This is a genomic window from Segatella albensis DSM 11370 = JCM 12258 (assembly GCF_000426565.1).
GTDB classification, from domain to species: Bacteria; Bacteroidota; Bacteroidia; order Bacteroidales; family Bacteroidaceae; genus Prevotella; species Prevotella albensis.
Map to the genome: position 1 here is coordinate 1 of NZ_AUFP01000031.1, position 8,723 is coordinate 8,723.

8 protein-coding genes are annotated in these 8,723 nt (G+C 38.6%); 6 read left to right on the forward strand and 2 right to left on the reverse strand.

The features are described 5' to 3' along the window. Positions 1-573: 573 nt before the first annotated feature. From K333_RS0109545 to K333_RS0109560, 4 genes are all read left to right on the forward strand, one after another. On the forward strand, positions 574-930 hold the full coding sequence (locus K333_RS0109545) for a transposase (protein WP_027452623.1): 357 nt from the start codon (positions 574-576) through the stop codon (positions 928-930). A 403-nt stretch (positions 931-1,333) separates the two neighbouring features. Further along, positions 1,334-1,843, forward strand: a complete 510-nt coding sequence (locus K333_RS13490) for an integrase core domain-containing protein (protein WP_244870426.1) — start codon at positions 1,334-1,336, stop codon at positions 1,841-1,843. 436 nt (positions 1,844-2,279) lie between these two features. Then, positions 2,280-3,263: an aminodeoxychorismate synthase component I gene (locus tag K333_RS0109555; protein WP_024990682.1), complete on the forward strand. Its 984-nt coding sequence runs from the start codon at positions 2,280-2,282 to the stop codon at positions 3,261-3,263. Beyond that, positions 3,226-3,846 carry an aminotransferase class IV gene (locus K333_RS0109560; RefSeq protein ID WP_051230932.1) on the forward strand — a complete coding sequence of 207 codons (621 nt, stop codon included), beginning with the start codon at positions 3,226-3,228 and terminating at the stop codon, positions 3,844-3,846. The genes K333_RS0109555 and K333_RS0109560 overlap by 38 nt, the downstream gene beginning before the upstream one ends. 121 nt (positions 3,847-3,967) lie before the next feature. Here K333_RS0109560 and K333_RS0109565 read toward each other — a convergent pair whose 3' ends face one another. Both K333_RS0109565 and K333_RS0109570 read right to left on the reverse strand, forming a co-directional pair. Further along, entirely contained in the window at positions 3,968-4,783 is an 816-nt protein-coding gene (locus tag K333_RS0109565; RefSeq protein WP_027452624.1) for a nitroreductase family protein, read from the reverse strand. 138 nt (positions 4,784-4,921) lie between these two features. After that, the gene (locus tag K333_RS0109570) at positions 4,922-5,767 is read right to left on the reverse strand and encodes a patatin-like phospholipase family protein (RefSeq protein WP_024990684.1); all 846 of its coding nucleotides are present in this window, start codon (positions 5,765-5,767) and stop codon (positions 4,922-4,924) included. Between the two features lie 135 nt (positions 5,768-5,902). Here K333_RS0109570 and K333_RS0109575 point away from each other — a divergent pair, with 135 nt between their 5' ends. Beyond that, complete coding sequence (locus K333_RS0109575) at positions 5,903-6,982, forward strand: FMN-binding protein (protein ID WP_027452625.1); 1,080 nt, start codon at positions 5,903-5,905, stop codon at positions 6,980-6,982. Positions 6,983-6,988: 6 nt separating this feature from the next. Beyond that, the gene (gene pncB, locus K333_RS0109580; RefSeq protein WP_024990685.1) at positions 6,989-8,191 is read left to right on the forward strand and encodes a nicotinate phosphoribosyltransferase; all 1,203 of its coding nucleotides are present in this window, start codon (positions 6,989-6,991) and stop codon (positions 8,189-8,191) included. Positions 8,192-8,723 lie beyond the last annotated feature (532 nt).

Sequence of the window (8,723 nt, forward strand, 5' to 3'; positions counted from 1 at the left end):
CTTCTTTCGAAGTCTAATTGTCTGTTCAGAACGATTATCCTTTATAGTTACCAAGTCTAAAAGCACCTTCAATTAATTGAACGGTTCGTTTTATTACCCAAGTTTTACATTTTTAATTATGTAAACTCGCTTCTTGTACTACTTCTCTGTTTATGTAAATCTTTTCAAAGAACTCTTTCTTTATGCGGCAAAAAGCCTTGTAAGACTCTTGCCTTACTCTTAGGATTCGAGCTTCAATTGTTAGGTTGTTGCCTTGTTCCTGAAAGCGAGTGCAAAGGTATAACTTTATTGCCAAACTGCCAAAACTTTCACGAGAAAAATTCGAGATTTTTGCAAAGTTTTCGTAATATTTGACAAATAAATAGACTTTCGAATTTTATACCTTTTATTATTTATGCGTGCGTGCGCACGAAAGATAAAACATATGACTAGGCTTCGGGATCCGTTTGGAATGCCTTCGGGAGGGTTCGCTTAATATTGGGGGAAATATCACACCGATATTTTTGCTAAAATATGCAGTTTGACTTATACTGATATAGGTAGACACTTTTAGTAAAAATAAAAATGTGTTATATGAGTAAGGGTCAAAATCACAAAGATTACAGCGAAGAGGAGAGATTAGCCTTGCTTCGTGAGTATTATCATTCAGGAATGAGCAAGGCCTCTTTTTGCAAGCATCATGGTCTTTGTGGCATAGCCTTATTAAATAAATGGCTGTGCAAGTACGGAAATGAAGGAAAAACAGTATCTTTGTATGCGAAACCGGAAAAAGAAGACATGGCAAATCGCAGCAAGGAAGACTACAAGGATGAGAATGCGCTGTTGAAGAAGCGTATCCGTGAACTGGAGAAGACTTTAGAGTTCTCTCGTTTGGAGACATTGGCCCGTGACATGATGATTGACAAGGCCGAAGAGTATTTTGACATCTAAATCCGAAAAAAATCTGGGGCCAAGTAGCTACGGAGTGGTCTACGAGTGCTGTTTGAAAGTGGCACTCGTAGTTCGGCTGTTTGGCCATTGTCGGCAAGCCTTCTACCAGTCGAAGGTTGACATTGCGAAAGAAGTTGAACATGAGCGTAAGATCATTGAGGCCGTCAGGGAGATCCGTGGGGAGGATCCCGGCATCGATGGATACAAGCTTTGGGTGATGCTTATCGTTCTGTTCGGACGTGACTTCGTGCCCGGACGTGACCGTTTCTTCGAAATACTGAGGCGCAGGGGACTGATGCTTCCACCTCCAAAGGCGAGACACACGACAAATTCCAATCATCGTTTCCACAAGTGGAAGAACGTAGCAAAAGGCTTCGTGCCGACTGCCGCCAATCAGCTATAGGTGGCTGATATCACCTATATAGCTCTTGAAAGGAGAGATGTTTGTTACCTGCATTTAATCACAGACGCATACGTGGGATGGGCACTAGCAGACTCTCTCAAGGCTGCCATTACAATGCAGACCTTACAGATGGCAGTAGATCAGGCGGTTGCCATGAGTGGTATCGACACCCTCAAGGGCTTGATTCACTACTCTGACCGCGGTGTACAGTACTGCTGCGATGCCTATGTTAAGATGCTGCAGACATACGGATGCACAATTTCTATGACGGAGGACTACAAACCTACTGACAATGCCATCGCAGAGTCCGTCAACGGAAAGATCAAGGTCGAAAGTGTCTACCGCCAGAAGCGTTTCAACTCTTTGGTACATGCCGGAAATGTCATTGGACGCTACATCCACTTCTATAACTACCATCGACCACACATGAGTATCGGATTAAGGTGCCGGCTGTTGCCCATTTGGAGCAAGGCAAGCAGGGAAAAATGTGGAAGAACAAAGTTTATATAAAAAACTGTACAGATGAAAATAATATAGTACCTTTGACTAATCAAACAACAAGGCATCACGAAGGCGTATGCCAGTAGACTTGACTTAAACCTGAGTGACCCTTCTAGGGAAACTTAGGTTTGTATAACAAGCAAGCCTAGGCTCAGCATAGTCTGTTTTCAAAGGTGTCAACAAAAATAGTACGGATCTTTCAATTATGTCTATCGAGACAGTACAAGAAAACAGAAAGTGTCTATTGAGTCAGTTTATGAGAAGAAAAAGTCAATATTTTTGCTAAAATATGCAGTTAACTGCGTGGGGCCACATAATTAACAGCGTAGGCTGATGGAGTTAACTGCGTAAAAACATCTAAATAGCAAGTACGGAATTACAGAAAATATTGTAACTTTGCACTTGCTTATTAGATTAGCGAATAATATAAAAGGGGAAATAAACAATGAGATGTTTAGATAAAATATCTATTATCGACACAATGAACGAATTGGCAAACAAGAACGAACCGTTCATATTTGTAATCGACTTCGACAAAGCCAAAGGCTACGTAGATTCCCTAAGAAGAATAGACCCTAAGGAAATGCTATATGCTTTTGGTAACGAGAATAATATCCCATCAGATGTTTCTGTAGACACTCACGATATATTATGGTCGCACGAAGATCCCAATCAGAAAAAATATCATAATAGCTTTAACATCGTAATAGAAAGAGAGAAGGCTGGTAATAGCTATCTCACCAATCTGACTTGTCGCGTACCGATAAGTACCAACCTTTCAATGCGTGATATTTTTCTTACATCATCTGCTAGATACCGACTTTGGATATCTAACCAGTTTGTATGCTTTTCGCCCGAGATATTCATAAAAGTGACGGACAAGGAGATTAGTTCTTATCCTATGAAAGGCACAATTGATGCCAACATCCCAAACGCAGCACAGAAGTTGATGGAGGATAAAAAAGAAATCGCAGAGCACGCTACCATCGTCGACTTGATACGCAACGATTTAAGTATGGTCGCCGAACATGTAAGAGTACCAAAATATAGATATATCGAACGCTTGGAAACCAACTCCGGACCAATTTTACAAACCAGTTCTAAAATTCAAGGAAGACTCCTACCCTTCTACCAACAACATCCAGGAGATTTACTTATGAAACTATTACCGGCAGGGTCGATTACTGGTGCGCCAAAGCAAAAAACAGTGGAAATAATTAAACAAGCAGAAAAATATCAGCGAGGGTTTTATACTGGTGTGATGGGAATATGGAAGGATGGTAACATCGATAGTAGCGTAATGATACGTTTTATCGATGAAGAAAATGGTAAACTATATTATAAAGCTGGTGGCGGAATTACTGCCCAAAGTGAGGAAGAAAAAGAGTATAATGAAATTATTGAAAAAATATATGTGCCCATTTATTGAAACCATAAGAATCAAAGACGGTATAACGATGAACCTGGATTATCATCTAAAGAGATTAAACCGAACCCGTGAACACTTTTGGCCTAGATGTCAGAGAATTGGAGCAGACGAACTGCTGCCTAATATTCCTTCTTCTGAGTCTCTACAGAAGCTCCGCGTTATATATAACAAGGATATCATAACTCAGGATCTTTCATCGTATACTCGCAAAAATATTGAAATTCTATCAATCATAGAGGACAATACCATCGACTATACATGGAAAAGTACTGATCGAAAGGTATTGACATCGCTACGTGCTCAAGCACCATCATATGCAGACGAGGTGATAATCATTAAAAATGGATGTGTCACCGACACATCTTATACGAATATCTGTTTCTTTGATGGAAAAGAATGGTTAACGCCAGATACTCCTCTACTCCAAGGAACAATGCGCAGATATTTGCTCGACAAAGGAGTTATAAGAGAAGTTCGTATCCGAAGAAAGGATATTCAATATTTCAAGAAAGTCTCCCTTATCAACGCAATGATGGAATTAGGAGAAATTATAATTCCTATAGAAAACATCAGAGGTATATAAATATACTTTCCTTGATCAAAAACTTATTTTTGTCACAATAGTGATAAAAATAAACAAAAAAAATCGTGCTACTTGGGATTTCTCCTTTGTAGCACGATTTTCTCATTCATATGTCAATTCTTTATCGCTCTGTATAACTGGTATATACAAAAGATGGAATACCCAAAGCCATAACAGCCTGAATCTCATCTTCTACACCAAGAATATCCTTGAGGCGCTGACGATCACCATTTTCATAGGCATTACATACATAGCCCATATATACCTGACTTATTCCCAACACCTGAGCCATAAGCGATGCGTTCTGATAAGCTAACTGACAGTCACGCAATCCCATACGATGACTACTGGTAAAGATAAGCAGATTGTGAGTACCACGAAGAATAGGATCCTTACCACGCTTAGCTGCCTTGACAAGTCCTTCAAGCATAGGGGCACTAAAATATCCATCATCGGTGGATTCTTCACCACGCACACGCATATCAAGTGCCATCTCAGAGAAGGTATCTACTACATATTCGAACACCTGACGTAAGGTATCCTCATCATTTATCAACTTGATATGTACCTGACGATTATTGACAGCAGTAGGAGCATAATATCCTGCTTCGATGATCTGCTCAACAGCTCTCTCTTGGAGAGAACGGTCGGTAAATGTGCGATTAGAACGGCGAGCATGAAAAAGATTCATCAACTGCTCGGCGGTAGGCATTGCCTTATAGTCTATCTTATGTACTTTTTCGTATGGAATCTCGCTATGCTCGATAGCATGCTTAGGGCATACATCAACGCAATGTCCACATACGATACAATTATCGGCTTTAACCACGCGGATAGGCATTCCTTTATCTACCTGCATGAAAATATGAGGCGGACATACTCTCGTACATTTGCCACACTTGATACATAAGTCTGTATTAACGCTTATTGAAGTCATCCTAAAATATCTTTTGTTTTTTGGCTGCAAAGATACGACTTTAAAATGAGATATCAGCAAAAAAATTCAAGAATCTGCAATCTCGGCTTTACATTACCAACACTTAATCCTCTTTTTACATGGGATTTTATCAAAACGTCATTGCAAATAGCTGATAATCTGAGATAACTTTTCAAGTGCTGCTGCACGGCCTTCATCGTAAACTTGCTGCATTTCACGCGGATCATGACTAATATAGTGAATAGAAAGTTTATGCTTCGGCCGAATGACAAAAGCACGATGCGCAGCTTCTTCTTGACGTACATATTGCAACTGTTGATTGTACATAATATGACGATGAGCAGCAGCATGCAAAAATTCAGGATAATGGCGCAACGACCATCGCATAAGAGGAATCAGGGAATTAGGACGTTTCACATACCCTTCTGGTTGGGTAAGAACAACAAGACATCGATCGTAGCCTTTCTGCTGAAAGAATTTAAGAGGAATTGAATCTGCAATACCTCCATCAAGCATCTTACGAGAACCTATCTTCACAACACGTGAGGCTAATGGCATACTGGCAGAAGCCCGTATCCATTCGTAACACTCGTATCCATGATGCATCAGCAAGCGATACTCTGCCCTACCCGTCTCTACATCTGTACAAACGGCATAAAATTCCATCTGATTACTATCGAAAGTCTCTACATCGAAACGATCGATTATATCCGGAAGTGTATGATAACAGTATTCTCCTCCAAAAATATCACCAGTAGTAATGAGGGAACGAATACTGCAATAGCGCCATTCATGCGCTTGCTGCTGATTATATCGCAAAACACGGCCTGGTTGACGGGACTTATAGTTACATCCAAAAGCAGCTCCAGCTGATACACCTACAAGTCCATCAAACTCTATCCCATGTTCCATGAGAACATCCATGACACCTGCAGAGAACAAACTACGCAAGGCGCCTCCCTCTAGAATCAATCCTTTTTTCATATTAATGATGTTGATAGATTTTCTCGCCACCTTTTAATAAGGTAGAAAGAAATGTTTCTGCATCTTGACGGCAAATATACAAAAATTTATTTTATCTTTGCACACAAATACGTAAAACGAACTTTAATAGATATAATGAACAAGATAAACAAAACATTAAAAGCTATACTGCTGCTGGTAGTAAGTTTCATAATTATCTTAGTAGCTTCAATCCAACGCGATGGTAAAGTGTTTGGGCATCATCTTAAAAGTGAAAATTCAAAAGCAATAACAAAAAGCGTAAACGACACCATGCATATAGCTGAAGATGGAAGTTACGTAATAAATACAATGCAGCTAGGTAAAGATATCACGGGATATGGTGGAAATGTACCATTAGAGATTACCGTAAAAAATGGGAGAATACTAAATGTGAAGGCTCTACCTAACCTTGAAACCCCAGACTTCTTTAACGAAGCGAAATCTCTACTAAAAAAATGGAACGGAAAATCACTTGACGAGGCACAGAAAATGAAAGTTGATGCTGTGTCTGGCGCAACATTCTCTTCGAAAGCTATCATCGCTAATATGGAGAGAGGTATCGCTTTTGCTCAGAAAAATACAGTAAAAGAAAATTGGTATTCAAAATTCGATGCAAGTGCAAAAGGTATCACTGCTCTCATCGTGGCACTAATGGCAGCTATCATTCCACTATTCTATAAAAACAAAGAATACCGCATAATACAACAGGTACTAAATATCGCAATTTTGGGATTTTGGTGTGGTACATTCTTATCATATTCAGCTCTTATGAATTATATGTCAAACGGCATCAATGTATTAGAGTATATTGTACCCGTAATCATGCTTATCACAGCTTTTATATACCCTATTTTTGGGAAAAAACAATATTATTGCACACATATCTGTCCATATGGTGCATTACAGGAATTGACCGGAAAATGTGTCAATTACAAAATAAAGATAGGCTCCCAAACCATTAAGAAACTTGATATTATGCGTCGAATCATTCTTGTGGTACTAATGCTTTGTATGTGGACAGGTTTATGGTTTGGATGGATAGACTACGAACCATTCTCAGCATTCATCTGGAAATCAGCATCTGTAATTGTACTTGTAATCGCGTTAGGGTTTTTGTTGCTCTCAACCATTATCACTCGACCTTATTGTAGATTCGTTTGTCCAATGGGATCACTATTTAAAATCAAACTGTAAAGAGTTATGCGACAGATTATTACGCATTTTACAGACGACGATCTGTATAAATTTTCTATGTGTTGTGCTGTAATTGATAACTTTCCACGTGCTCAAGTGAAATATCAATTTGTGGACAGAAACGATACTGTATATCCAGAAGGATTCGCTGATGAACTGATGAACCAAGTTAAAATGCTCGAGAATGTAGTAATAACCGACGAGGAGATTGAATTTATAAAAAGAACTTGTAGCTATATTCCTCATTGGTTTTACAATTTCTTGAAAGGTTATCGTTATTCGGCAGATTGGGTAAAAGCATGGCAAGACGAGGAGCGCCATCTGCACGTAGAATTCGAAGGATGCTGGTCTGATACCATTTTACTTGAGGTAAAAGTTTTAGCTATCATTTCTGAGTTATACTATATCATGACTAATCAGACTTCCCTATTCGACTACGATGACTATTATAAAAAGTCTTATCTAAAAGCAGAAAGGCTACTTGAAGCAGGATGTATATTCTCTGACTTTGGCACAAGACGCAGAGCTTCTTTAAAAGCAGAAGAAACGGCAATAAGAGCTATGAAAGACTGTCAAAAGACATGGCAACGTGAGGGCAAATTCGTAGGTACAAGTAATGTATACCTGGCCATGAAATATAACTTAATTCCTATTGGTACTATGGCACACGAATTCATATGTGCAATAGGTGGTATGTACGGCGCACAAATGGCAAATCATTTAGCGATGGATGCTTGGAGAAACACCTTTAGAGGAGCTCTTGGCACTTATCTCTACGACACTTTTGGATGGAATATCTTTTCATTGAACTTCTCTAAAGATTTTGCAAATTTATTTAGTGGACTACGTGTTGATTCAGGAGATAACTTCGAGCAACTCAAGAAAATCGTCGACAAATACAATTCGATAGGTATCGATTCTCGATCTAAGCAGGTAATTTTCTCAAATGCTCTAAATACTGATCGGGCCATCCAAATCCAAAGTTTTGCCAAACACTATTGTCGTCCTTCATTTGGTATTGGTACTCACTTTACAAATGATTTCGAAGGTATAGAACCTATGAATATCGTAATAAAATTGGTAGCTGTAAAAATTACAGAATCATGGCCTTACTATAATGATACATGTAAACTCTCAGAAGACACAGGGAAACGTACAGGTAAACCGAACGTAATCAAAAGATATCTGGAAACTCTTCATCTGGCATAATATTTTCCCATGTATAATTTATGTCATGGGGAAATAGACTTCCCCTACTCTCCTTCCTACAAATTTAGATAATTGGCAAACAAATAACATCTTATGTTTATACAAGACATCGTCTGTTATCTAAAACTTGAATATGTAATAAAACTCTAACACTATAATAGCACCAACAGAAACGACCTCTATTGGATATAATTATTTAATTGAACTTTCGCATGTAAGAAATCACATGCATATATTAACGTAAATTTGGAATAAAAAAGGCTTCAAAGTTTGTTTAACTCATTGAAAATGAGTAATTTTATAGTGACCAAACAATAAAATTCAAACTTAGAAGCCGTGAGCAAAGATACAACTATTCTATCAGATTTGAGAAGTTTCTTCTCTGAAAATGAAAATAATCGTGCAATTAACAGCATAATGAGAGTGATGGAACATATAAACATACGCTCTAGCCAGATTGGTGTAGAGAAGCGTGCGAATTGCAAGTTTACATCCTTGCAGGTACTCAATCTGCTTATGCTCTTTCCGTTCT

Excerpts from the sequence above, each read along its gene's own strand:
- K333_RS0109555 (WP_024990682.1), top strand. The coding sequence starts at position 2,280 with ATGAGATGTTTAGATAAAATATCTATTATCGACACAATGAACGAATTG.
- K333_RS0109575 (WP_027452625.1), top strand. The coding sequence starts at position 5,903 with ATGAACAAGATAAACAAAACATTAAAAGCTATACTGCTGCTGGTAGTA.
- K333_RS0109560 (WP_051230932.1), top strand. The coding sequence starts at position 3,226 with ATGAAATTATTGAAAAAATATATGTGCCCATTTATTGAAACCATAAGA.
- K333_RS0109565 (WP_027452624.1), bottom strand. The coding sequence starts at position 4,783 with ATGACTTCAATAAGCGTTAATACAGACTTATGTATCAAGTGTGGCAAA.
- K333_RS0109545 (WP_027452623.1), top strand. The coding sequence starts at position 574 with ATGAGTAAGGGTCAAAATCACAAAGATTACAGCGAAGAGGAGAGATTA.
- K333_RS0109570 (WP_024990684.1), bottom strand. The coding sequence starts at position 5,767 with ATGAAAAAAGGATTGATTCTAGAGGGAGGCGCCTTGCGTAGTTTGTTC.
- pncB (WP_024990685.1), top strand. The coding sequence starts at position 6,989 with ATGCGACAGATTATTACGCATTTTACAGACGACGATCTGTATAAATTT.